Origin of the sequence: Bacteroides luhongzhouii (genome assembly GCF_009193295.2) — a bacterium.
GTDB lineage: Bacteria > Bacteroidota > Bacteroidia > Bacteroidales > Bacteroidaceae > Bacteroides > Bacteroides luhongzhouii.
Window position 1 is genome coordinate 2,748,173 of sequence record NZ_CP059973.1, and the last position, 23,019, is coordinate 2,771,191.

Annotated in this window: 20 protein-coding genes and 1 pseudogene; 7 read left to right on the forward strand and 14 right to left on the reverse strand. The window is 42.7% G+C overall.

The window, feature by feature from the left end:
- The first annotated feature begins 7 nt into the window (after nucleotides 1-7).
- Both GD631_RS09740 and GD631_RS09745 read left to right on the forward strand, forming a co-directional pair.
- Nucleotides 8-1,039: a sensor histidine kinase gene (locus GD631_RS09740; RefSeq protein ID WP_143258042.1), complete on the forward strand. Its 1,032-nt coding sequence runs from the start codon at nucleotides 8-10 to the stop codon at nucleotides 1,037-1,039.
- Nucleotides 1,036-1,746 carry a LytR/AlgR family response regulator transcription factor gene (locus GD631_RS09745; RefSeq protein WP_223225820.1) on the forward strand — a complete coding sequence of 237 codons (711 nt, stop codon included), beginning with the start codon at nucleotides 1,036-1,038 and terminating at the stop codon, nucleotides 1,744-1,746. Before GD631_RS09740 ends, GD631_RS09745 begins: the two co-directional genes overlap by 4 nt.
- Nucleotides 1,747-1,808: 62 nt before the next feature.
- Here GD631_RS09745 and GD631_RS09750 read toward each other — a convergent pair whose 3' ends face one another.
- The 3 genes from GD631_RS09750 to GD631_RS09760 all read right to left on the reverse strand — a co-directional run bounded on the left by GD631_RS09750 (nucleotide 1,809) and on the right by GD631_RS09760 (nucleotide 6,653).
- Nucleotides 1,809-3,485 carry a glycoside hydrolase family 43 protein gene (locus tag GD631_RS09750; RefSeq protein WP_143258043.1) on the reverse strand — a complete coding sequence of 559 codons (1,677 nt, stop codon included), beginning with the start codon at nucleotides 3,483-3,485 and terminating at the stop codon, nucleotides 1,809-1,811.
- A gap of 155 nt (nucleotides 3,486-3,640) precedes the next feature.
- Nucleotides 3,641-4,882, reverse strand: coding sequence for a DUF4861 domain-containing protein (locus tag GD631_RS09755; RefSeq protein ID WP_143258044.1), 1,242 nt, complete (start codon nucleotides 4,880-4,882; stop codon nucleotides 3,641-3,643).
- A gap of 151 nt (nucleotides 4,883-5,033) precedes the next feature.
- A complete protein-coding gene (locus GD631_RS09760) occupies nucleotides 5,034-6,653 on the reverse strand; it encodes a glycoside hydrolase family 28 protein (RefSeq protein ID WP_143258045.1) in 1,620 nt (539 codons plus the stop codon).
- Between the two features lie 351 nt (nucleotides 6,654-7,004).
- Between GD631_RS09760 and GD631_RS09765 the strand changes: the two genes are divergently transcribed.
- From GD631_RS09765 to GD631_RS09775, 3 genes are all read left to right on the forward strand, one after another.
- Nucleotides 7,005-7,862 (forward strand): enoyl-ACP reductase FabI, encoded by an 858-nt coding sequence (locus tag GD631_RS09765; RefSeq protein WP_143258046.1) that lies wholly within the window; start codon nucleotides 7,005-7,007, stop codon nucleotides 7,860-7,862.
- A 6-nt stretch (nucleotides 7,863-7,868) separates the two neighbouring features.
- On the forward strand, nucleotides 7,869-8,876 hold the full coding sequence (locus GD631_RS09770; RefSeq protein WP_143258047.1) for a gliding motility protein GldB-related protein: 1,008 nt from the start codon (nucleotides 7,869-7,871) through the stop codon (nucleotides 8,874-8,876).
- An 84-nt stretch (nucleotides 8,877-8,960) separates the two neighbouring features.
- Complete coding sequence (locus GD631_RS09775) at nucleotides 8,961-9,665, forward strand: SAM-dependent methyltransferase (protein ID WP_143258048.1); 705 nt, start codon at nucleotides 8,961-8,963, stop codon at nucleotides 9,663-9,665.
- Here the strand turns inward: GD631_RS09775 and GD631_RS09780 are convergent.
- The 3 genes from GD631_RS09780 to GD631_RS09790 all read right to left on the reverse strand — a co-directional run bounded on the left by GD631_RS09780 (nucleotide 9,631) and on the right by GD631_RS09790 (nucleotide 13,871).
- A complete protein-coding gene (locus GD631_RS09780) occupies nucleotides 9,631-10,749 on the reverse strand; it encodes a hypothetical protein (protein ID WP_143258049.1) in 1,119 nt (372 codons plus the stop codon). The two genes, GD631_RS09775 and GD631_RS09780, sit on opposite strands and share 35 nt — an antisense overlap.
- A gap of 63 nt (nucleotides 10,750-10,812) precedes the next feature.
- Nucleotides 10,813-11,661, reverse strand: coding sequence for a lipoyl synthase (lipA, locus tag GD631_RS09785; RefSeq protein ID WP_117809773.1), 849 nt, complete (start codon nucleotides 11,659-11,661; stop codon nucleotides 10,813-10,815).
- Nucleotides 11,661-13,871 carry a S9 family peptidase gene (locus GD631_RS09790; protein ID WP_143258050.1) on the reverse strand — a complete coding sequence of 737 codons (2,211 nt, stop codon included), beginning with the start codon at nucleotides 13,869-13,871 and terminating at the stop codon, nucleotides 11,661-11,663. The genes lipA and GD631_RS09790 overlap by 1 nt, the downstream gene beginning before the upstream one ends.
- A 154-nt stretch (nucleotides 13,872-14,025) precedes the next feature.
- Between GD631_RS09790 and GD631_RS09795 the strand changes: the two genes are divergently transcribed.
- On the forward strand, nucleotides 14,026-14,328 hold the full coding sequence (locus tag GD631_RS09795; protein ID WP_143258051.1) for a hypothetical protein: 303 nt from the start codon (nucleotides 14,026-14,028) through the stop codon (nucleotides 14,326-14,328).
- A gap of 170 nt (nucleotides 14,329-14,498) precedes the next feature.
- Nucleotides 14,499-14,618: pseudogene (locus GD631_RS09800) on the forward strand (BlaI/MecI/CopY family transcriptional regulator); the annotation flags it as partial.
- A 236-nt stretch (nucleotides 14,619-14,854) separates the two neighbouring features.
- On the opposite strand, the gene miaA reads toward GD631_RS09800, so the two are convergent.
- The 8 genes from miaA to prfA form a co-directional block, all read right to left on the reverse strand.
- Nucleotides 14,855-15,751, reverse strand: a complete 897-nt coding sequence (gene miaA, locus GD631_RS09805) for a tRNA (adenosine(37)-N6)-dimethylallyltransferase MiaA (protein WP_143258052.1) — start codon at nucleotides 15,749-15,751, stop codon at nucleotides 14,855-14,857.
- 121 nt (nucleotides 15,752-15,872) lie between these two features.
- The gene (locus GD631_RS09810) at nucleotides 15,873-16,427 is read right to left on the reverse strand and encodes an IS1096 element passenger TnpR family protein (protein ID WP_143258053.1); all 555 of its coding nucleotides are present in this window, start codon (nucleotides 16,425-16,427) and stop codon (nucleotides 15,873-15,875) included.
- Nucleotides 16,428-16,448: 21 nt separating this feature from the next.
- Nucleotides 16,449-17,216 carry an acyl-ACP--UDP-N-acetylglucosamine O-acyltransferase gene (gene lpxA / locus GD631_RS09815; protein ID WP_143258054.1) on the reverse strand — a complete coding sequence of 256 codons (768 nt, stop codon included), beginning with the start codon at nucleotides 17,214-17,216 and terminating at the stop codon, nucleotides 16,449-16,451.
- Nucleotides 17,217-17,234: 18 nt separating this feature from the next.
- The gene (locus GD631_RS09820) at nucleotides 17,235-18,620 is read right to left on the reverse strand and encodes a bifunctional UDP-3-O-[3-hydroxymyristoyl] N-acetylglucosamine deacetylase/3-hydroxyacyl-ACP dehydratase (RefSeq protein WP_143258055.1); all 1,386 of its coding nucleotides are present in this window, start codon (nucleotides 18,618-18,620) and stop codon (nucleotides 17,235-17,237) included.
- A 3-nt stretch (nucleotides 18,621-18,623) separates the two neighbouring features.
- The gene (lpxD, locus tag GD631_RS09825) at nucleotides 18,624-19,664 is read right to left on the reverse strand and encodes a UDP-3-O-(3-hydroxymyristoyl)glucosamine N-acyltransferase (RefSeq protein ID WP_143258056.1); all 1,041 of its coding nucleotides are present in this window, start codon (nucleotides 19,662-19,664) and stop codon (nucleotides 18,624-18,626) included.
- Between the two features lie 82 nt (nucleotides 19,665-19,746).
- Complete coding sequence (locus tag GD631_RS09830; protein ID WP_143258057.1) at nucleotides 19,747-20,976, reverse strand: HD domain-containing protein; 1,230 nt, start codon at nucleotides 20,974-20,976, stop codon at nucleotides 19,747-19,749.
- A gap of 30 nt (nucleotides 20,977-21,006) precedes the next feature.
- Entirely contained in the window at nucleotides 21,007-21,831 is an 825-nt protein-coding gene (gene pyrF / locus GD631_RS09835; RefSeq protein ID WP_143258058.1) for an orotidine-5'-phosphate decarboxylase, read from the reverse strand.
- Between the two features lie 75 nt (nucleotides 21,832-21,906).
- The gene (prfA, locus tag GD631_RS09840) at nucleotides 21,907-23,019 is read right to left on the reverse strand and encodes a peptide chain release factor 1 (protein WP_143258059.1); all 1,113 of its coding nucleotides are present in this window, start codon (nucleotides 23,017-23,019) and stop codon (nucleotides 21,907-21,909) included.

The window sequence follows — 23,019 nt, forward strand, 5'->3', positions numbered from 1 at the left end:
ATTGAAGATGAAGAATGTGTCCCGTTACATCGACCTTGCCTTTTGCCTCATTTTTCTGCCGCTGATGATACTTGTTTTTCCGGTGGAACGATGGTGGGGCACGTATCCTGTGTTCTTCAGTTCATTCATCGGTTGGCTGTATATCACTTACTTTGTTTATAAGTATTTCGTTATCCCCCGGCTGTTTCATGCGGGCAGGCAGCGTATTTATGCTCTTGCGGCTATTGCTGCTTCCCTGCTGATAACTTTCTTTTTCTCATCTTACGAAATTACATCACCGCTCTATCATATCAACCAACACGAACGTGAACTTTATTCATATCTGATTTGGGGGGTGAGGCAGAATCAACAAGCAGTATGGCTGCATTACATTGTCGTGGTGATATTTTGTTTTGCCGTGGGGATGCTGAATGAAGCGTACCGCCAGCGATTGGCACGCAAGGAAGTAGAATATGAACGCAACAAAGCGGAACTGGCGCTTTATAAGGCACAAATCAATCCGCATTTTCTTTTTAATACGCTCAATACGATTTATGGGCTATTGATTATGCATTCCGACAAGACTGAAACCACATTGGAACAATTCATAAACTTGACGAAGTATATGTACAATAATGCCAACCATGAGTTTATCTCTCTATCTGAGGAGGTGGAATATATCAGCCAATATATTGATCTTCAGAAGTTGCGTCTGAATGAGTTTGCAGATGTATCTTTTAGTTACGAGGTCGAATCGCCCGAAATGTCCGTTCCGCCTATGATGCTGATTACTTTTGTGGAGAATGCTTTCAAGTATGGCATCTCGTCCAACGAGCCTTGTTTCATTCACATTCACTTGGAACAAAAGGGCGATACGCTCTGCTTTGAAGTGGTGAATTCCGTTTTTGAACGTAATGTGAAGAACTCCAAACGAATGGGGATTGAAAACTGCCGCAAGCGTTTGTCCTTGCTCTATCCCGGTCGTCACCGACTGGATTTAGGATGCAGTAGGGACAACACGTTCCATGTCCGGCTTGAACTTAAATGTGCGCCTTTATGATGAAATGTATTGCTATAGATGACGAACCTATTGCGCTGAACATTATCAGTCAGTATTGCCGACGACGGGGAGATTTGCAGATTGAGACATACAGTTCTCCCCGGCTGGGTATGCAGCGCGTCCGTGAGTGGCAACCGGATATCGTGTTTCTCGATATTGAGATGAATGGGATATCGGGTATTGAACTGGCACGTGAATTGCCTTTGTCTTGCTGTCTGATATTTACTACCGCATACGCTCATTATGCCCTTGAAGGTTTTGAAGTGAATGCTGTTGACTTCCTGCACAAACCCTATTTTTATGACCGCTTCGATCGTGCTGTGCAGAAGGCGGAGCAGTGGCTTAAGATGCACGATTTGCTCAGTGTATCGGAGGCTGCTTCTCGACAGTTGGTGTTGAAAGTTGAGTATAAAAATGTGACTATTTCCATAGATACCATTCTTTATATTGAATCGATAGATAATTATGTCAAGATACATGGCACCGATGGCAAGACGGTACTTTCCAAAATCACATTGAGAAGCCTTGAGGAACAGCTCCCCCAAGGAGAATTTATCCGTATACATCGTTCTTTTCTGGTTCCGAAAAAAAGAGTAGCTAAATTCTCACGCTCCGAAGTGGTTTTGGTAAAAAGCGGGAAAAGTCTGCCTGTGGGGAAGAAATACGCAGAAGATGCGATGATGCTATTAGGAAAGGAAGAAGGCTGATTCCGGATTATTCAGCCTCCTTCTTGTTTTGACTATTGTTTTTTGTTGGGGGGAGAATGTCTTTACTTCTTGGTGATACGGAACCAGTCTACATCTGTCCATCCTCCGTCGTTAGTAACGATGGCAGGACGTGTGCAGAACATACCGACCTTAGCGCCGATCCATTGTCCTTCTTTTGCCTGGAAAGGATTACCCAATGATTCATACTTCTTTCCATCGAGGCTGTAGCTGAAATGACACATCGCAATGAGGTCATGTCCGCCTTCACTACCCTTGATCTTCTTGCCATCACAACTGAAGCGAACTTTCAGGTAAACCGTATTTTGAGAAAGATCAACAGAAGCATTTGCCTGTTCCGGTTTTCCTTTATCCGCTCTTTTACATTCAACTTGAGATAACACTAGTCCTTTATCTGTATTTTCCAGAATTATTCCGGCATAATCCCTGCCCATAACAACAAGTCCGGTGCGTTCACCTTTAAGTTTAGGGTTAGGGCTGAACGTAAGTTTCATTGTTGCGGTGAAATTATCAGAAGGAGTTTTCTGCAAGAGCAGGTTGGCTACATCCCACAGATTCTTATATTCTTTTAAAACCGGATAAGAATATAACCTCACATAACTCTTGTCGCCTGCGTAATAGGCCCATTTCTCATTGATGTTAGCGTGCCATTGCCATTGCGGAGAAAGTGTATATCCGTCGAATTCGTCACTTTCTTGTGGAGTGCAGATAGGATATGTCTTACCTACATTCGGCTTCTTGTAAGTCAAAACAGGTTCGCCGCAGCCGTCACCGTCTTTATCAATACCGATAACAGGCCAGTCATTTACCCATTTCATGGGTTGGAGATGCATAATACGTCCGTAAGCACCGACATCCTGAAAATGGAGGAACCAGTCTTCTCCGGTAGGAGTATCCACCCATGCACCCTGGTGAGGACCGTTGACTGGAGAGTTACCTTGCGCGAGTACTGTTTTCCATTCGTAAGGACCGTAGATGTTTTTAGAACGTAGTACGACCTGCCAGCCAGTCGGTACACCACCGGCCGGATGAAAGATATAATAATAGTCGTTTCTCTTATACATTTTAGGACCTTCGCAAGTCTGATGTGCTTCGTGACCGTCGAAGATAATACGAGAAGGAGTGATCGCTGCATTTGCTTCCGCATTCAGTTCGCAGATAGTGATTACACTTTTCAGTCCGGCACGGCTTCCTGCGTATGCGTGTACCATATATACTTTTCCGTCTTCATCCCAGAACGGACAAGTGTCAATAATACCTTTTCCAGGTTTCACCAAGACCGGTTCGCTCCACGGACCTTTCGGATCTTTGGCTTTCACCATAAAGGCTCCCTGATCGGGATCTCCCCAAAAGATATAAAACTCACCGTTGTGATGACGGATAGCCGGAGCCCAGACACGATTACCGTGTTCCGGCCGTTCCGGAGTTTCGATAGGAGGGAGGGCATTGGGAACTGCGGCACCGATGATTGTCCAGTTGACTAAATCTTTGGAATGAAGGATTTGCAATCCCGGCAAACAGTTGAAACTGGATGAAGTCATATAGAAATCATCTCCTACGCGGCAAGCGTCCGGGTCGGAGTAGTCGGCATAAAGCACCGGATTTTTGTATTTACCGTTTCCGAGGTCGGAAACCCATACTTCAGATACATAGTTCTTCTGTGCTATTGCGGTAAAAACCGTAAATAAGCAAAAGGCTAAAGTCTGTGTCAATCGTTTCATGTTATAGATAGATTATTTTATAGATATGATTCGTTGGTTTTATCTGATGGCAAAGGTAAATAAAAAGACTCTGCACAAGGAGGAATATTTGTGCAGAGTCATAGAAAAATTGGTAGATACCTCGTAATTTTTGTTTAGTTGTATTTGTATCTGCCCTATTTATTGGTGCGGTCATCTTTTATTTTCACTGTCACCGGATGAGCCAGCTCTTCTTTCCATTCGCGGAGATGAGCAAACCATGCTTCCGGCGTTTTATATCCGAATGTCTCTTTCATCGAGGTGAAAGTAGTGTGATATTGGAAATATTTATTTCCCGGAGCGGTAATTGTATAAAGGAAATTGGCTTTATCCTTTTCTTCCGATTTCACATAACGTTGAGGGATACAAGTGCCCAGCCCTACAGTTTCTTTGGCATATTTCACGGTGTCGTTTACCGGCCAGTCTGTTCCCCAGCTTCCCACGAGTCCTTTATGGTCGGAGAAAGACTTGGAAGTACCCACGATGTCTTGCACACCTGTACAGAAAACTTCTTTATCGAGCGGTTCGTCAAAGAATGCTTCGATATGGAGATCGCGATGTCCGGCATAAAGCGTGTAGCGTGTCATCATATTCAGTTCCTGATCCTGATATTTCCATCCGGTCACTTCAATTTCTGCAATCACCCGCACCGGTCCGTAAGAGATGATACGTTCTGTACGAGTGTCCACCGGAGTGATATGCGTTGCCTTTTGTCCGTCCCAACCTTTCAATGCGCCCGGTCCGCAGCTGTCGAACACACGAAGTACATCATCCCCGAATCCTTTAGCTAACTGCTCATCCGTCGGGTAGAACTGCGATTCTTTGATCTCCAGCCCTTTGTTGAACTTGCCGTAAATATCCGGTGTCTGTTTCTCATTGAAATAAAGACGATATCCCACCAGCTCCGATTCCAGAACCGGACCGTGAGGACGTACCATGCTGTATATATTGCTGGTGCCGGGAACGGTGATAGCCTGTACCCGTTGATGTTTGCCTTTCCGATTGTCTACTATAAACATATCGGCATAAACTCGTTCCGGATAAGTCTTTGCACTTTTCTCCGAAGAGAGTGTAACCTGGAATATTTTTCTGCCGTGAGCAGGAAGGTCGGTCACAAAGACTAGTTCGTCCATCTTGCGGTCTCTGTTCAAATCGTCCAGCTGCGAAGGAATTTCCTTTATTCCTTCCATGACAATGGCAGATTTAACTTTGAAGCCAGCGTGCAACTCATACAGATTGATAACAACCGGAGCATCCGCTTTGGCCTGATGCCAGTTGTTTTGTACTTCAACTGTGATGGTTTTCTCCTGTTTCTGCGCTTGGGCAGACAGACTGAAAACTCCTAAAAGGAAAGTAAAAATAAAAAGATTCTTCTTCATGATTTTCTAAGGCTGAAATTATACGTCGTATTTCTCCTTGCAAAAGTAACAGAAAAAAATAGCAGACTGTCTATCTTTTGAAAAGATTATAGTCTGCTATTTGAGCTTTTTACTCTATATAATGATATTGTGGTTTTCTATGCAATGAACTTTATTTGAGACTTAAAATTTCTTCTTTCGCTCCCAGTTCTTCATAAACTTTCCCGTTTACGGTCAGATTCTTAGCATTTTTGACGTTTAATATATTGTTGCCTTTGGATGATTCCACATATACATTCTCCAAAGTAACTCCGTCAACCTGGCTGATAACAACGCCATCCGTAGCTTCTGTCATCACGACATTCTTAACGGTAATGTTGCTGATCGGCATTTCCGGCAAACCATTGAAGAACATGGCACGTCCCGAACCTCTGCAAACAATATTAGAGATATGAATATTGCGGAAAGCGGGTGTTTCTTCCGTTACCGGAGGAATACTTGTCTTCATGCGGTTCAGCAAATCCTCTTCCGATTCTTCGCCGGCACCTTTTCCACCGTAGAACAAGTCGAACAACAACGGTTCGTTCGGAATGTTAATCATGTTGATATTATTAATGTAGATGTTTTCTACCACACCGCCACGTCCGCGAGTGCTCTTGAAGCGCAAGCCTACGTCTGTGCCCATAAATGTGCAGTCTTCCACATAGATATTCTTCACGCCACCCGACATTTCGCTACCTACTACGAATCCGCCGTGTCCGTGCAGTACCGTATTATTTTTCACAATAACGTTCTGGCAAGGTTCACCGCGACGGCGTCCGTCTTCATCTTTACCGGATTTAATACAGATTGCATCATCTCCCGCATCGAATACACTATTAATAATCAGCGCGTTCTTGCAAGATTCCAAGTCGATGGCGTCACCATTCTGGGAATACCAAGGATTGATGACCATGATATTATTTACTGTGAAATCTTCGCAGGACAAGGGGTGCAGACACCAGCTTGGTGAGTTTTTGAAAGTAACACCTTCCAGCAGCACCTTCTTGCTTTGGGCGATGCTTAACAGCACCGGACGCAACCACGGACGGATTTCAGCCCATTCTTCGTCTGTATTGATCCCTTCGGGTACATTGAAATCTTTACAAGCCATTGCACCTTTCAGTGAACCGGTTGTGGGGTACCATATCTCTTGTTTTTCGTCGAGAACACCTCCCGAGTTTACCAGCTTTTTCCATTGTGAAGCAGTCAGTTTGCCTTTTTTTACCGGACGCCAACAGTCGCCGTTTCCGTCAAATGTGCCGTATCCTGTGATAGCGATATTCTCTGCATTGCGTGCGGAAATAGGCGATTGGCAACGACGGGTTTCCAACCCTTCAAAAGAAGTGGCAATGATAGGATATGCCTCAAAATCACCGGTGAAAAGCACCAATGCATTCTGTTCCGTATATAAATTCACGTTGCTCAATAGTTCGATAGGTCCTGTCAACCAGATACCTTCCGGGATAATCACTTTCCCCCCTCCGCGCTGATTCACCTCTTTAATGGCATCGTTGATTGCTTTTGTATTCAGGAACAGACCATCGCCTTTGGCTCCGAATTTCTCAATGCTTACCTCGTAAGCAGGAAAAACCGGTTGCTGTACTTTGGGCATCTCAAAAGGTAGATTCTGGTAAAGAGCGTCACTGATGGAGCTCTCTTTTACGACAGTCTTGCTTTGTTTACATCCCGATGAGATAAACGGTAAACAGCATAGGACTATCCAGAAGAGTCTTTTTGTCAATGTGTTCATTTAGTAACTTATTTCTATAGGGTTATACATCTATTGTTTTTCTTGGTAGTTGGGTGATGATTAATGAGGGCGATTTCATAATTCTTATGTCCTTCCGCAGGCGATCTGTCGCAGGCAGCCTGCAGGAGAGGAATAAGACGAATTCATGTTAACCTAATTCTAACCTTAAATAAATATTATGAAAAAACCTCTTAATTATCGGTTGCAAAGATAGGTGGCAAACCCCAAGAGGATGTGGACTAATTGATAGAATACGTGTATTTTTTGTCATTTCTGTCTATTATTTGCACACTTCTCGTGTTTTTATGCAGAAAGTTCCTATCTTTGCACAAAATTTAACTATTAAAAGATATGAGTTACAACTTGTTGAAAGGAAAAAGAGGTATTATCTTCGGTGCTTTGAACGATCAGTCTATTGCCTGGAAGGTGGCAGAGCGTGCCGTAGAAGAAGGTGCAACTATTACATTATCAAATACTCCGATGGCTATCCGTATGGGAGAAGTCGATGCTTTGGCCGAAAAATTGAATTGCCAGGTTATTCCGGCAGATGCCACCAGTGTAGAAGATTTGCAAAATGTATTCAAAACCTCCATGGATATACTGGGTGGACAAATTGATTTTGTACTCCACTCTATCGGTATGTCTCCCAACGTGCGCAAGAAACGTACTTACGATGACCTTGACTATGGAATGTTGGATAAGACATTGGATATTTCAGCTGTTTCATTCCACAAAATGATTCAGTCGGCTAAAAAATTGAATGCTATTGCTGATTACGGTTCTATCGTTGCTTTGAGCTACGTGGCCGCGCAGCGTACTTTCTATGGCTACAACGATATGGCAGATGCAAAGGCATTGCTGGAATCTATTGCACGCAGCTTCGGTTACATCTATGGACGCGAACATAGCGTGCGTGTGAACACTATCTCACAGTCTCCTACATTTACTACTGCCGGTTCGGGCGTGAAAGGTATGGATAAACTGTTTGATTTCTCCAACCGTATGTCTCCGCTCGGAAATGCTACGGCTGACGAATGTGCCGATTATTGCATCGTGATGTTCTCCGATCTTACCCGTAAGGTGACTATGCAGAACTTATTCCATGACGGCGGATTCTCCAGCGTAGGTATGAGTCTTCGTGCCATGGCTACTTACGAGAAAGGACTCGACGAGTATATGGACGAAAATGGTAATATCATTTACGGATAAAAGATTATGAAACTACGGATCTCTCTTCTTATTATATTATTTAGTATGCTTTTCACCTCCTGCGGGATAAGCACAGGAAAGGGTACGGAGCAGAAGGAAGAGGAGATTTCTGTTCTAAGATATGATAAGCTGTTGAGCGAATACGTTCGCTCTAACAGCTTTTCTGCTATGCAGAAGTTGACGATGGACTATCGTATGCCGACGAAAATCCTGATTGAGGATGTATTGTCTATTGGTACGGTAAAAGATGATACTATTTCGCAACGTCTGCAGAAATTCTATTCGGATACAACTTTAGTCCGTTTGCTTAGCGACGTGGAAGCAAAGTATCCTAATCTGGATGAGGTGGAAAAAGGACTTAACAAAGGATTCCGGAAACTGAAGAAGGAAGTGCCTGATACGAAAGTGCCGTTTATCTATTCGCAAGTGTCTGCCTTCAACGAATCTATTATTTTGGTGGATTCTTTATTAGGGATCAGTCTTGATAAATATATGGGGGAAGATTATCCTCTCTATAAGCGTTTCTATTACGATTATCAATGTCGTTCGATGCGTCCGGAACGAATTGTGCCGGATTGTTTTGCTTTTTATCTTTTGAGCCGTTACGGAATGAACTATCATGAAGGTACTTGTTTGATTGACTTGATGATGCACTCCGGAAAAATCCATTACGTAGTGCAGAACTTATTGGGATATAGTGATATCGGCGAAGCGATGGGATATTCCAAGGAGGAGAGCGACTGGTGTAAGGAGAATGAAAAGGAGATATGGAATTATATCTGTACCAACGATCATCTGCATGCACGAGACCCGATGGTGATCCGCTATTATATGAAGCCCGCTCCTGCTGTCGATATGTTGGGTGCTCAAGCTCCGGCATTGATCGGAACATGGATGGGAGCAAGAATCATCGCTTCTTATATGAAAAAGCATAAGGACATGAAACTGAAAGATCTCCTGGAATTTACTGATTACCATGAGATGTTAAGTGAATCCAACTACCTGGCTTCCTAAACAGTTACATTTCTCAATTTTTAATTAGCTTCGCTCAAGACCTTATTTGATTTTTAATATTAAAAGTATAGCCTCAATTTAAAAGTGGAAACTGCCCTCTATTTATTGCCCGTGACGTTAGGTGATACATCTATTGAAAAGGTATTGCCTTCTTATAATAAGGAGATTATCTCCGGTATCCGATATTTTATAGTCGAAGATGTTCGTTCTGCCCGTCGTTTCCTGAAAAAGGTAGACCGGGAGATTGATATTGATGCATTGACATTTTATCCGTTGAACAAGCATACTTCCCCTGATGATATTTCCGGTTATCTGCAACCTTTGGTGAGTGGAGCTTCAATGGGGGTTATCTCCGAAGCTGGTTGTCCGGCAATAGCTGATCCGGGAGCGGATGTGGTTGCCATCGCACAGCGTAAAAAGTTAAAAGTGGTTCCTTTGGTCGGACCTTCTTCCATTATCCTTTCCGTGATGGCTTCCGGTTTTAACGGGCAGAGTTTTGCGTTTCATGGTTATCTGCCGATTGAGCCGGGAGAGCGTGCCAAGAAGCTGAAGACACTGGAGCAGCGCGTGTACGCTGAAAATCAGACGCAGCTTTTCATTGAGACGCCTTACCGGAATCATAAGATGATAGAAGATATTTTGTTGAATTGCCGTCCTCAAACAAAGCTCTGTATCGCTGCCAATATTACTTGTGAAGGAGAATATATACAGACGCGTACAGTGAAGGACTGGAAAGGGCACGTGCCTGATTTATCTAAGATTCCCTGTATTTTTCTCTTATATAAATAACTCCTTTCAGGTGTTCATATTCATCTTCGAAACAGCTGCTGAAGAAGCCTTTTCCTAAGTTTTCCTCTATCTGTTTGAAACTCCACAGTTTACTGTTTTTAAAGCGGGGGGTACAAAGGATAGAATCATCTTTGATATCGACAATGAATAGATAGATAAGACGGTTGGTCACTTCATTCTCGAAGTGATAAACGATATTGAATTCAGGCTTGATACCTTTTTCATGGGGGAAAGCATTGTTGATTAAGCGAGTGGCGCCTGCTTCCAGAGATTCTCCGTAACGGAGATAACATTCCATGGGAATATCTACTTTGCTTCTGTCTAGGATGGCTGTTGATGGCCTGTCGCAAAGGAACAACATTCCGTGAGTGGATATGGCAATTCTTATCACCGGATTGATGTATGCATTTTTATAATTAGCTGCTTCTATTGCAGGTGTTTTCCCGATCACGTCTCCTTTGGTATTTACAATAGGAACATATTCTGTGTGTGACATTAAGTGATTGAAGAAACGAATGGCTATCTGGTTGAACAGGATACTCATTAGAAAGACGGTAGGGGGCAATACTTTATAGAGTACAAACGTACTCGTCTTGCTCAACGGATCTTGAAAAACGATGGTAATGCTGATTATAATAAAATGCAATATACCGAAGATCAAAGCAATACGTGCGGATACAACGGCGGCTTCGGCTCCCTGTGCATATAAACGTTTGTTACAAGAGCCTATCTGTTTTAAAAAATGGTTGATAAACCTTTTCTTATGCATGTAAAGACTCAACATCGGAATGAGAATACTGACTTCCAGCGTAAGTGGAAGTGCACCGGGAGGAACATAATCACCGGGAATAAGAGCTGCCAAGGACAATAGTGCCAGCACTCCGGTTGCTATATAGAGGATAAAATTTGGAATTAACATTCCCTTACGTCGATAAGAAAGGTATATACCTACAATACCTATGCCTGTACCGATGTAAATAGCCGTGTCTTGCGTTATAAGTTCACACAATAAAATGGAAATAATAACGGGGATAAAACCCAGCGACATATTAAATGCGGAAGAAAGTATTCCTTTATGAGCCATCTCTATATTTATGTTTATTTGTCGGTTCTATCTATAAAACAAATCGTGTATGTGTTTTGTTTGCTAACGAATATGTTTCTCTGCGTGGTAGGAGGAGCGGACAAGGGGAGCGCTTTCTACGATGTTGAATCCTTTCTCTAAACCTACAGTTTTATATTTTGCAAATTGCAGCGGAGTGATGTATGCCGCAACGGGATAATGCCGGTGACTCGGTTGCAGGTATTGGCCTATGGTAAGAATCTGACAACCGGTTGTTAATAGATCATCCATCAATGTTTCGACTTCCTCCGGGGTCTCACCCAGTCCGACCATAATACCGCTTTTAGATTTAACTCCCTTTTCGGAAATGTGTCTGATGACTTGCAAACTTGTATCATAATTTGCCGCACTGCGTACTAACGGGCTAATGCGGCGTACGGTTTCCATATTGTGTGAAATAATGTCGGGACGGGCTTCGATTACCAAATCTACCAACTCCATCCTGCCTTGAAAATCAGGAATGAGCACTTCGATTGTTGTCTGTGGATTCAGTCTTTTGATTTCTCGGATGGTACGTGCCCAATGTTCTGCTCCCAAATCCGGCAGATCATCCCGGTCTACGGAAGTGATGACAGCATGATCCAGCTTCATCAGTGCGATAGATTCTGCTACATGGGTAGGTTCGTTTGCGTCTAACGGATGCGGGCGCCCGGTTTGTGTGTTGCAGAATTTGCAACTGCGCGTACAGATATCACCACCGATCATAAAGGTAGCAGTTCCTTTTCCCCAGCATTCTCCCATATTGGGGCAACGTCCACTGCTACATATGGTATGTAAGCAGTGGGAGTCGACAATCCGTTTGGTTTCGGTGTATCGTTCGTTGGCACCGATATTAATTTTCAGCCATTCGGGCTTACGTACTCTGTCCGTCATTATAAATTGTTCAAGAAAAAGTTGGTCAAGCGTGTGTATAAGTGTTGGCGGGTATTGCCACCATATATTCCATGATTGCGGTTCGTGTACACTTGCATATCAAATTGTTTTCCAAGTTGAACCAATTGTTCGGCATATTCCGCACAGTTTTGGAAGTGCACATTGTCATCTGCCATGCCATGCACCAACAACAAGTTTCCATGCAGTTTGTCAGCACGGGTGAAAGCTGATGATTCCTTATATCCTTCTGCGTTCTCTTTCGGAGTACGCATGAAACGTTCGGTGTAAATCGTATCATAGAAACGCCAGTCAGTTGGTGCGGCCACTGCTACTCCCGCTTTGAATACAGGCGTTCCTTCGCTCATACTCATGAGGGTCATGTAGCCACCGTAGCTCCAGCCCCAGATTCCGATGCGATCTTTATCCACGTATGGTTGTTTGCCGAGATACAAAGCAGTCTCTACCTGGTCTTTGGCTTCTTTGACTCCGATTTTCAGATAGGTACATTTCTCAAAAGCTTCTCCACGACCTCCTGTGCCACGACCGTCCACGCATACCACTATATAACCGAGGCTTGCCATATAAGTTTCCCAACTGATTCCCCAGGTATCCAATACCTGTTGAGAGCCCGGACCGCTATATTGATACATCAGTACCGGATATTTTTTGGATGCGGAGAAATTAACCGGTTTCATCATCCAGCCGTTCAATTTCACGCCATCTGTGGTTTGGAAAGTAAAGAACTCTTTTTGTGGTACAGCATATCCGGACAATGTTTGTTTCAATCCGTCATTGGTAATAAGCGTTTTGAGTGTTTTGCCCGAATTATCATTCAGTGTAACCAGCATCGGAGTATTCAAGTTAGAGAACTTGTTCATGTAATACTTCATCGATTTGCTGAAGAGCGGTGTATTTGTTCCTACCTGTTGGGATAGTTTAGTCTTCTTGCCTTTCTTATCTATTTTATAGACAGCTTTGCGCAGAGGACTCTCTTCATTGCTGGTGTAATAGAAAGAACCATCTTCTTCATCATATCCCAGAAAATCTTTCACCTCAAACTTACCGTTAGTAACCTTTTTAATCAGATTACCTCCCATGCTATACCAATAGAGGTGGCTGTAACCGTCACGCTCGCTAAGCAGACTGAAATATTCCGGATAGAACTGGATATTATCGAAAATATTCTCCTTAATATAATAAGGGGATTCATCGCGGAGTATAAGTTTGCAAAGTGTTGAACGAGGGTCGGCAAAGTAAAGATCAAAACGGTCCTGATGACGGTTCAATGTCATGATAGCCAATTTGTTGGCATCCTTTGTGAAGCGGATACGCGGAATGTATCCATCTGCATCCAATGGGAGTTTCATTGTACGGGTGACATGTGATTTGATATCATACGTACGTACCTCTACTTTCGAATTCGGATATCCGGCTTTCGGATATTTGTATGTATATTCGCCCGGATAATCTTTTAAGGCATCAATACGGGGTGCTTGCCCGGCAAATACCGGGAAAGAGTAGGAGGGAACTTCCGACTCGTCGAAACGGATAAAAGCAATCAGCGTATTGTCGGCGCTGAATTCCAAGGCACGGTTGAAGCCGAATTCTTCTTCATACACCCAGTCAGGAATACCGTTGATTACAGAATTCTGTTTGCCATCTTCTGTGACCTGGCTTTCGCTGTTGCCGTAAAGCAGCTTGACAAGAAATATATTATTGTTGCGGACAAATGCGATCATGGTACCGTCCGGAGAAAAGACGGGGACCTGTTGAGGTCCACCGTCAGACAGCCGTTCAATAATGTTGTTTGTCGTAACGCCCTTATCATTTCGTTTTAAAGGGTAAATGTAATGTACAGCTGTGTATGAATGCCTATAAATAGGTGTTGTTTTAGTAGCAATCAGTAATTTCTGACCGTCGGGCGAGAATTGGTAACTGTCGAAGTTCTTGAAGTCACATTCGCGTGTAGTATTTACATCGAAAATCACTTCTACTTTCTCACCTGTCTTGAAAGAGTATTTAATGATTTGCGTGCCGTCAGCGTTCATCTGTGTGTAGTGTTCGCCATCAGGCATAGGGATTACTCCCTGAATATTTTCCGGGCGGAAACGTCCGGAGGTAATATCTTTTAAATCAAGTGCCTTTTGTCCTTGTGCCATTCCGGTCAGACAGAGAAGGCAGAGTAATAAAGTGATGCTGATCTTTTTCATCTGCGTTTATAATCGGTTTTGGTTTTAATTCGTACTTGCAAAAGTAACAATAAACTTAGATTCAACAAAGCCTGACCAATTTTTATATAGATTTGATAAGGATTATTGGGTGAGATTCAATATCTTTGTGAAAAGGACTTTAAACATTACCACTATGAATTCAAAAAGAAAAGACTTGCAATATGCTTCTGTCTTCTTATTGGCCGTGGCATTGACGTTCCTGATGGGGAAGGGTGATAATCTGTGGTTGGTGTCATGGGGTGACTTGATACCAAGTTTGTTTGTACTGTTCATAGCAGGTGATTGTTTACATAGTTCCCTGCTTCGTATCAAACGTGGCGAAGAGGATGGAGGAGCTCGGTGGAGCACTTGCTTCACTTTTCTGGTATTCAGCATTGTTTTTATGGGAGACTTGTTCTTTATCGGCAACTTTATAGTCAATAAACTGTGGAGCTGAAAGAGATGTAACATACCTGTATCACAGGTGTTTTATAGTAGATTCTTCTTTTTAACTATAATTTTTAGTTTGATTAACTAGATGAATTAGTTTATGAACTAAAACTTTTCGTTATTTGCAGCAAACAAAGTTGCAGATATGAAAGGATTAACGGCAAAAGAAGAGGAAGGAAGTATCTTAATAATTCTTACCCGAATGCCGTTTCTTCTTTGGTTAAGGAGGAAGATATTTCCTTGGATGAATTGAAACAGCTCATCAAGGAAGTAGAACAGGCTGACAAAAAACACTAATCTATTAAACGAAAATCTATGCTATGGGAGTTTTTTCATTTATATATTAAAATCATCTGGGAAAGAATGGAGTGATTGAAGTAAATCTATTAGTGAAAGAGGAATATCAAGCCCGTCAAATGTCTATTCGTGCTGTTAATGATACAGTCACTTCAACAATAAAAGTAACTGCATCTGAAGAAAATAGCAGTAGATTTTAGATGTCTTCTGTTTCTAAATATTGTCAAAATGTAATGTTATAAAGATTGACGGAGGTACGCTAGTATCTCCGTTTCTTGTTCCGGGTGGAACCATTTTATTTCTTCATCTCTTTTGAACCAGGTCATCTGTTTACGCGAATAAATGCGGGAGTTTTGCTTGATTTTATCTATAGCAAAGGGGAGTTCCCATTCTCCGTCCAGATATTTGAACAGTTCTTTATAACCTACCGTATTTAGTGAATTGAGGTGACGATAGGGAAGTACGGAGCGTACTTCTTCCAATAATCCTTCCCTCATCATTTGGTCTACCCGGCGGTTGATACGGTCATAAAGTTCTTCCCGATCACGAGTCAGACCGATTTTCAGAATACGGAAAGGACGCTGTTTTTTTTGTTGGGTGCGAAAAGAAGTATAAGTGCGTCCGGTCATATAGCAAATCTCTAGTGCATGAATTACCCGCTTGGGATTCTTCAGATCTACAATCCGGTAATATTCCGGATCTAACAGGCGAAGTTCTGCGCAGAGTTGTTCAAGGCCTTCCTCCTCATATTTTTGTAACATGAGTTGACGGGTTTCCGCATCAACGGTAGGAATGTCATCAATCCCCTTACAGATAGCGTCTACATACATCATTGAGCCACCTGTGAGAATCACGACTTCGTGTTGCGCGAATAATTTCTCCAGAATATCCAGTGCTTCTGTTTCGTATTGAGCAGCGCTGTAATAGTCTGTAAGGTGGAGCGTGCCGACCAGTTGATGTGGAACACGTTTGAGTTGGTCGGGAGTAGGAGCTGCTGTGCCTATTTTTAATTCGGCATAAAGCTGTCTCGAATCGGCAGATACAATGCTTGTCTGAAATGTTTCTGCCAAGCGTAGACTCAACTCCGTTTTTCCCACACCTGTAGGACCTATAAGAACAATGAGAGTAGGCATAGATTTTTAAGTATTAAGTATAGAAGTATTAAGTATTAAAGCGTACGGGAGTAAAAAAATATTAGGTATTAACTGCCTGACACTACATAGCAATTAATACCTAATACTTGATATTTAATACTTAAAATTTTTCTTCTTCGTATGGGCTGCTAGTGTCACCACCTATGTCAAATCCTTCCTGATCGAAATCTTCCATGTCGAAGTCTTGGTCTCCATAGAAGTTTTCATCCAAATCAAGAGAACCTCCGGCAGCGGCCATTTCTTCAAAATCTACCGTTTGTTTGGGAGCGTCTCCTGATTTCTTGGTGCATTTGGCGCCATTCATATCTTTTCCGGTGATAATCTCGGATAGTTCGATGAAGAAGCAACGTTCTGTCATGTAATCGAATACATATAGCAGTTTCTGTTTTTCATCTTCAACCAGTTCGCTGATAGCAGTTTCTTTCATCACCCAGCTATCTATTTCCGGATTGTCGTCCATTTCTTCCAAGGTTACTTCTTTTTCTTTTTCCCAATCGTCATCGCAGATAAAGAAAGAAGTCATCTGGTCGTTTGCGTACCCTGTTGATTTCAGTATTGCTTCATGGAAGTCATAAAAAGTTGCTTCCGGATCAATTTGTATTTCTCTGACAAAATCGTCAACTTCATCAGATATGATAGTAAATCTGTATATCATAATATGACTATTTTGAGCTGTTTATTTAATAATACCACGTTCTGAATTACGGATGAAATCGATGATATAGTTAATTTCCGGGCTCTTTTCGAATTCATCTTCTATTTTTTTCAATGCTTCTGTCGTGTTCAAACCACTTTGGTAAATGATACGATATGCATTGTGAATACTTTCGATCACTTCATTGGAGAAGCCACGACGGCGCAAGCCGATGATGTTGATTCCACTGAAAGCGATCGGCTCGCGTCCTGCAATAATGTAAGGAGGAATATCTTTACTGAAGCGGCATCCGCCCTGAATCATTACATGACTGCCTACATGACAGAATTGGTGCATCAATACATTGGCGCTGACAATCGCGTTATCATCAATGACGATTTCGCCTGCCATCTTGGTAGAGTTACCAATGATACATCCGTTACCAACCAATGCGTCGTGTGCTACGTGTACACCTTCCATCAATAAATTGTTATTTCCCACAATCGTGCGCCCTTTAGCTGCTGTACCACGGTTGATTGTTACATTTTCACGAATCAGATTATTATCTCCGATTTCGGCTGTCGATTCTTCACCTCGAAATTTGAGATCCTGCGGAATGGCTCCGATAACGGCACCCGGAAAAATCGTGTTTCCGTTACCAATACGTGAACCGTATAAAATATTGGCGTTAGCCATAATTTTATTGTTGTCGCCGATAACTACGTTCTTATCTATAAATACAAAAGGCGCAATTTCTACATTTTCCCCAATCTTAGCTTCGGGATGGATATACGCTAAAGGACTTATCATGCTTTTAAATATCAATTATTACTTATTTTTTACTATTTGTGCCATGAACTCTGCTTCGCAAACAACTTTCTCGCCGACAAACGCATATCCTTTCATGGTAGAAATACCACGGCGGATAGGTGCCAGCAGTTCTACACGAAAGATGATTGTATCTCCCGGCACTACTTTTTGGCGGAATTTCACTCCATCTATTTTCATGAAATAGGTAGAATAACGTTCAGGATCATCTACGGAATTCAAGACAAGCAAACCTCCGACTTGTGCCATTGCCTCCACTTGAAGTACTCCCGGCATAACGGGTTCTTGTGGGAAATGTCCCTGAAAGAAAGGTTCGTTGGCTGTAATATTTTTAATACCTACAATGTAGTTGGCACCAATTTCAATCACTTTGTCCACCAGTTGGAAAGGATAGCGGTGAGGCAACAATTCGCGGATACGGTTTACGTCCATTACCGGCTCACGGCTACAGTCGTAACTTGGAGCCTGTATCTCGTGCAGACGGATTTCTTTCCGCATCTGACGGGCAAATTTATTGTTGATGGTATGCCCCGGACGAGTAGCGATGATACGACCTTTAATCGGTTTGCCAATTAAAGCGAGGTCACCGATGACATCCAGTAGTTTGTGACGGGCACATTCATTGGGCCAAACTAACGGTTTGTGATTAATATAGCCTAACTGATCGGCATCCATGTGAGGTACTCCCATCACATCTGCCAACTTGTCGAAGCTTTCCTGTGACATCTTGCGTTCGTAGATTACGATCGCATTGTCCAGGTCGCCACCTTTAATCAATCCGGCAGAGAGCAACGGTTCTATTTCACGAACAAAGACGAAAGTACGGCTGGCAGCCACTTCGTCTTTGAAATTATGCATATCTTCAAGTGTAGCAAACTGATTCGGGATAATAGTCGAATCGTAAGAAACCAGTACATTCAGACTGAAATTCTCGTCAGGTAGTACAATAATAGAAGACCCTGTCGTTTCATCCCGGAACTCAATTTTAGACTTGATAATATAAAAGTCTTTGACGGCATTTTGCTCTACTGTTCCTACACGTTCTATTTCTTGTACGTAATATTGTGCACTACCATCTAAAATAGGAAATTCCGGTCCGTTAACTTGGATCAGGCAGTTATCAATGCCCAATGCGTAAAGGGCTGCCATACCATGTTCAATGGTGCTTACTTTGACTCCATTTTTCGACAATACAGTACCACGGGTGGTTTCTGTTACATTGTCAGCTACTGCGTCGATAGTTGGTTGTCCTTCTACGTCAATGCGTTGGATTTTATATCCGTGATTGTCCGGAGCCGGATTAAAGGTTACAGTGAGATCAAGTCCAGTGTGAAGACCTTTCCCGCTCAGTGAAAAGCTATCTTTCAGCGTTTTTTGTTTCAGCATTGGTTACTTATTTAATAGTTGTTTTAATTCTTCTACTTCTTTGCGCAACTTACGCAGTTCTTTCTGCATATCCGGCAGGCTTCTTTGTGCAATGGATGATTTGAAATATTGCTTCAGTTCCATAGGAGGAGTTCCGATAAGCTGGCTACCGGACTTGATGTCTCCCGGTACGCCTGATTGTGCGCCTAATCCAACTTTATCTCCTATTTTAGCATGTCCTGCAATACCTACCTGGCCACCGATCATACACCATTCACCAACTTTGGTAGAACCGGCAATTCCGGCTTGCGCAGCCATAACGGTATGCGAACCTATTTCATCATTGTGTGCTATTTGTATCAGGTTGTCCAACTTGACACCGCTATGTACTACCGTAGCTCCCATTGTAGCACGGTCTACACACGTGTTAGCACCTATATCTACTTTATCTTCCAGAATAACAATTCCGATTTGCGGAATCTTATCGTATCCGTTCGGAGTGGGAGCAAAACCAAATCCGTCAGCTCCAATCACTGCACCCGAATGAAGGATACATTCATTACCTATGCGGCAATCATGATAAACATTTACATTGGAGTAAAGCAAGCAACTGTTGCCTATTTTCACGCCGTCTCCAACGAAAGTGTGCGGGTAAATTTGAGTATTATCTCCGATCACGGTATTTTCACCGATATAGGCAAAAGCACCGATGTATACGTTCTCACCAATTTTGGCGCTGGGTGCAACGAAAGCTAATGAATCTATACCTTGTTTCTTAGGCTTACTCATCTCATAAAGATTGAGCAATTTGGCCAGACTTTCATATGCATTGTCTACTTTGATAAGAGTAGCTTTAATTTCGTGTTCGGGAGTGAAGTCCTTATTAACCAGGACAATGCTTGATTGTGTCTCGTAGATGTAAGGTGTATATTTGGGATTTGACAGGAAAGAAATTGCTCCGGGCATTCCCTCTTCAATTTTAGCGAATGTGTGTACCGTAGCGTTTTCGTCTCCAATGATTTCCCCTTGGATAAATGCTGCAATTTGCTTAGCCGAGAACTCCATGTCTTTAATTTAAAATTTAATTAGTTCACAAATAACGGATTTTTTTTTCAGATTTCCGTGTTATTGCATGAATATTTTATACTTATCTGTGTAATCTCTGATAGCAGAGATAGTATTTCTTTACCTTTTTGGACAATAATGAGATGTTCAGCATGTCCGATGCTTCGGCAATATTTTTGATAGTGCCGTCTTTGTAGATAATATCAATACTGTCATCTGCCGGGTCATACATATTCTTTTCGATGCTGGGGGTAGAGACAAAATAGTTCGCTTCGGAAAGGGTTATGCCTAATTGCTGGCTGATGTGCAAAGTTAATTCTTTTTTTCTGTCCTCACTAATAGGTTCCGACGAAATTTCCACTTTAAAGATATTTCGGTTTATCATTCCCGTACTTAAAGTAGAAAGTACCTTATCTGTGTGGGTGCTCCACACTTTCAAGGCTGTCCATATATCGTTGTCGTCCAGCTGGATGAAATTCTCCAGACAGTCGGGGTTATTATAGAATTCCGTAGGATTGATATCATTGTAAAGGAAAAAACGAAATGCGGGTGATGCAAATAGTTCCACTCCTCGTGAAGCTAGTTCTTTGGCACGTAATAGAGTACTAATCAGCATCTTTTCGTATGCCACGGACGTCTTGTGCAGGTATACTTGCCAGTACATCAGGCGACGTGCCGTGAGGAAATTCTCGATAGAATAGATCCCTTTGGATTCGACAACCAAACGGTCATCCGCTACATCAAGCATTTTGATAATTCGGGCAGAACCGATGTTACCTTCTGTCACGCCTGTGTAAAAGCTGTCGCGGCGAAGATAATCAAGTCGGTCCATATCCAACTGACCGCTTACGAGTTGATGTAGAAAGCGTTTCGGGTATTCGTCCTTGAAGATTTGGATGGCAAGACTCAGCTGGCCGTTCATCTCTTTGTTCATCCGTTCCATCAGCATGAGAGAAATCTCTTCGTGTGAGACTCCTTTTACAATCGTGTCTTCCAGCACATGCGAGAAAGGTCCGTGTCCTATATCATGCAACAAGATGGCAGCCTGTACGGCTTCCGCTTCACTATCAAAGATGAAGTTGCCTTTGGAGGTCAGTTGGGTGATAGCTTCACTCATCAGATAAAAAGCACCTAAGGAGTGTTGGAAGCGGGTGTGTTGCGCACCGGGGTACACAACAGATGACAATCCTACTTGCTTGATGCGGGTAAGACGCTGCAAAAGGGGATGCCGTACTATATCGTACAGTAACCCCTTTGGAATATTGATGAACCCGAATACGGGGTCGTTAATTATCTTTCTTTCGTAAGGCATTCGTTTTCTTTAGAGATCCTTTTTCTCTTTTCAGAGAATTGCTTTGAGTTGTTCAGCCATTTGTGCCTGCACTTCTTGTGCGGCGGTGCGGGCAGCTTCTGCAAATTTCTCTGTTTTATCTACGTAGATAATACCACGTGAAGAATTAACAATCAATCCGCATGTACTGTTCATACCATATTTGCAAACTTCTTCGAGTGAACCGCCTTGTGCTCCTATGCCTGGTACGAGAAGGAAATGGTTCGGGACAATCTTACGGATATCCTCAAAAGCACGTCCTTGAGTAGCACCTACCACATACATCATGCGGTCGTCGCCAGCCCATTCCTGTGATTTGCGTAATACTTTCTCGAACAGACGTTCGCCGTTTACATCCTCTGTCAATTGGAAGTCATGAGATCCTTTGTTGGAAGTCAATGCCAACAGGATTACCCATTTGCCTTCATAAGTAAGGAACGGAGTAACGCTGTCTTCGCCCATGTAGGGGGCTACTGTTACAGAGTCAATATCCAATTCATCAAAGAATGTGCGGGCATACATTGCAGAAGTATTTCCGATGTCACCACGCTTTGCGTCAGCGATGATGAATTGATCCGGATAGTTATCTTTGATGTATTTTACTGTCTTTTCAAATGCGATCCATCCTTTTACACCCATGCTTTCATAGAAAGCCAGATTGGGTTTGTAGGCGATACACAAATCAGCTGTCGCGTCAATGATTGCTTTGTTGAACGCGAAGATCGGATCTTCTTCTTTCAACAGATGTTCCGGTATTTTCTTGATGTCAGTATCAAGTCCTACACAAAGGAATGACTTTTTGCGCTTTATGTTTTCAAATAATTGTTGCTTATCCATCTTGTTATTTACTATTTTACAATTTACTATTGACTATTCTAAGAAACGGTTCTCGATCATCCACTTTTCACGTTTTTAAAGTTCGCTTTCTTTCAGGCGTTCCGCGTTTTCCGCTACGATCAGATGGTCGATACAATCCTGGATGTCTCCGTCCATGAAGGCTGCCAGATTATAGATTGTATAGTTGATGCGGTGGTCGGTGATGCGGCCCTGGGGATAATTGTAAGTCCGTATTTTTGCTGAACGGTCTCCGGTCGATACCATTGTCTTACGTTTGGAGGCAATATCATCGATATATTTCTGATGTTCTTTGTCGTAGATAAAAGTACGGAGACGGGCCAAGGCACGCTCCTTGTTTTTGGGTTGGTCACGTGTTTCGGTACATTCGATGAGGATTTCTTCAGCGATGCCTGTGTTCGGGTTCTTCCAGATGTAACGCAGGCGTACTCCGGATTCTACCTTGTTTACATTCTGTCCGCCGGCACCACCACTTCGGAAGGTGTCCCATTTGATTTCTCCTTCGTTGATGACCACATCGAATTCTTCCGCTTCAGGAAGCACGGCCACTGATGCGGCTGAAGTGTGAACACGTCCTTGCGTTTCAGTAGCAGGAACACGTTGTACGCGGTGCACTCCCGATTCGTATTTTAAAATTCCGTATACATTATCGCCTGTCACACTACAAACGACTTCTTTGAATCCACCAGCTGTTCCTTCGTTCGCATTGGAGACTTCCATTTTCCAACCTTTGGTTTCACAGAATTTGGCATACATACGGAAGAGGTCGCCAGCAAAGATAGCTGCTTCATCGCCTCCTGCGCCTCCGCGGATTTCGAGAATAGCGTTCTTGCTGTCTTGCGGGTCAGCAGGAACAAGCATTAGTTTGATTTCTTCTTCCAACGTCGGGAGTCGCTCTTGGCTATTGTCCATTTCTTCTTTCGCCATTTCGCGCATTTCAGCATCCGTTTCATTGGCAAGGATATTTTTAGCTTCTTCAATATTACCCAGTAGTTGGATATATTCTTTCCTTGCTTTCATCAAGTCGTCTAATTCCTTATATTCTTTAGTCAACTTGACATAACGTTTCTGATCGGCAATCACTGCCGGGTCTGTGATAAGGGTAGATATTTCTTCAAAACGGGCTACGAGTCCGTCTAATTTTTCTAGTATGGTACTATTGTCTGCCAT

Excerpts from the sequence above, each read along its gene's own strand:
- GD631_RS09740 (WP_143258042.1), top strand. The coding sequence starts at position 8 with ATGAAGAATGTGTCCCGTTACATCGACCTTGCCTTTTGCCTCATTTTT.
- GD631_RS09745 (WP_223225820.1), top strand. The coding sequence starts at position 1,036 with ATGATGAAATGTATTGCTATAGATGACGAACCTATTGCGCTGAACATT.
- GD631_RS09750 (WP_143258043.1), bottom strand. The coding sequence starts at position 3,485 with ATGAAACGATTGACACAGACTTTAGCCTTTTGCTTATTTACGGTTTTT.
- GD631_RS09755 (WP_143258044.1), bottom strand. The coding sequence starts at position 4,882 with ATGAAGAAGAATCTTTTTATTTTTACTTTCCTTTTAGGAGTTTTCAGT.
- GD631_RS09760 (WP_143258045.1), bottom strand. The coding sequence starts at position 6,653 with ATGAACACATTGACAAAAAGACTCTTCTGGATAGTCCTATGCTGTTTA.
- GD631_RS09765 (WP_143258046.1), top strand. The coding sequence starts at position 7,005 with ATGAGTTACAACTTGTTGAAAGGAAAAAGAGGTATTATCTTCGGTGCT.
- GD631_RS09770 (WP_143258047.1), top strand. The coding sequence starts at position 7,869 with ATGAAACTACGGATCTCTCTTCTTATTATATTATTTAGTATGCTTTTC.
- GD631_RS09780 (WP_143258049.1), bottom strand. The coding sequence starts at position 10,749 with ATGGCTCATAAAGGAATACTTTCTTCCGCATTTAATATGTCGCTGGGT.
- lipA (WP_117809773.1), bottom strand. The coding sequence starts at position 11,661 with ATGACGGACAGAGTACGTAAGCCCGAATGGCTGAAAATTAATATCGGT.
- GD631_RS09790 (WP_143258050.1), bottom strand. The coding sequence starts at position 13,871 with ATGAAAAAGATCAGCATCACTTTATTACTCTGCCTTCTCTGTCTGACC.
- GD631_RS09795 (WP_143258051.1), top strand. The coding sequence starts at position 14,026 with ATGAATTCAAAAAGAAAAGACTTGCAATATGCTTCTGTCTTCTTATTG.
- miaA (WP_143258052.1), bottom strand. The coding sequence starts at position 15,751 with ATGCCTACTCTCATTGTTCTTATAGGTCCTACAGGTGTGGGAAAAACG.
- GD631_RS09810 (WP_143258053.1), bottom strand. The coding sequence starts at position 16,427 with ATGATATACAGATTTACTATCATATCTGATGAAGTTGACGATTTTGTC.
- lpxA (WP_143258054.1), bottom strand. The coding sequence starts at position 17,216 with ATGATAAGTCCTTTAGCGTATATCCATCCCGAAGCTAAGATTGGGGAA.
- GD631_RS09820 (WP_143258055.1), bottom strand. The coding sequence starts at position 18,620 with ATGCTGAAACAAAAAACGCTGAAAGATAGCTTTTCACTGAGCGGGAAA.
- lpxD (WP_143258056.1), bottom strand. The coding sequence starts at position 19,664 with ATGGAGTTCTCGGCTAAGCAAATTGCAGCATTTATCCAAGGGGAAATC.
- GD631_RS09830 (WP_143258057.1), bottom strand. The coding sequence starts at position 20,976 with ATGCCTTACGAAAGAAAGATAATTAACGACCCCGTATTCGGGTTCATC.
- pyrF (WP_143258058.1), bottom strand. The coding sequence starts at position 21,831 with ATGGATAAGCAACAATTATTTGAAAACATAAAGCGCAAAAAGTCATTC.
- prfA (WP_143258059.1), bottom strand. The coding sequence starts at position 23,019 with ATGGCAGACAATAGTACCATACTAGAAAAATTAGACGGACTCGTAGCC.